The sequence below is a fragment of the Prevotella conceptionensis 9403948 genome, from assembly GCF_000312305.1.
In the GTDB taxonomy this organism is placed as follows: Bacteria; Bacteroidota; Bacteroidia; order Bacteroidales; family Bacteroidaceae; genus Prevotella; species Prevotella conceptionensis.
Genome location: NZ_HE999531.1, coordinates 1 through 621, shown reverse-complemented (window position 1 = coordinate 621; position 621 = coordinate 1). Strand labels below are relative to the sequence as shown.

The window sequence follows — 621 nt, the reverse complement described above, 5'->3', positions numbered from 1 at the left end:
CTCTCTTTCTTTTTCATCGGGATACCCTGTGAAATCAGTTCCCGGATAGCGACGGGATCTATCGCCCCTTTATTCTTTCCTGCCATATGCTTCAGGTTTTACGATGGACAAGATTTCCTCCACAAGCTCTTTCAGACGACTGCCTCTAAGCAGCATGCGGGAGGCGGGAAAGATGGTTGAACGGAAGAGGGTCGTACCCTCCTCCATTACCTCCTTTTTATAGCGGGTCGTATTGGGGACTGCCGTCTTCAAGACAGGAAGTCCCAACTCGGCAATGACCTTTTCATACATCGCATAGAGGGGTGTTTTCTCTCTGCCATCCACCATGTTCCAAAATAGGTAAATCCCTTTGTTGGCAGTGTCTGTATTGTCGGTTATCGCCTCCTTGATGATGGCTGAAAAGCTCAGCGTGCTTTCCAAGGATATACGGTCGGCGGAGATGGGTGTGAAAATATAATCCATACCGGAGAGGGTGGTCAGCACACCGTCATTGTTGATGGTTCCGGGCAGGTCAAAAAAGACGAAATCCGTATCCGGCTCGTGCGTTTCCAGATATTCCCTGACCGTATCCACGGCTGCCTCTGCCGTGGCACAAAGGATGGTGTACGTGGGCTTTTGCAA

At 50.2% G+C, this 621-nt stretch carries 1 protein-coding gene and 1 pseudogene; both read right to left on the bottom strand.

Translation table 11 applies throughout. The features are described 5' to 3' along the window. A pseudogene (locus BN93_RS18900) lies at positions 1 to 86 on the bottom strand (DUF3408 domain-containing protein); the annotation flags it as partial. Next, positions 70 to 621: ParA family protein (locus tag BN93_RS16125; RefSeq protein ID WP_019189294.1), on the bottom strand; the 552-nt coding region annotated here is incomplete at its 5' end. The pseudogene BN93_RS18900 and the gene BN93_RS16125, both read right to left, overlap by 17 nt.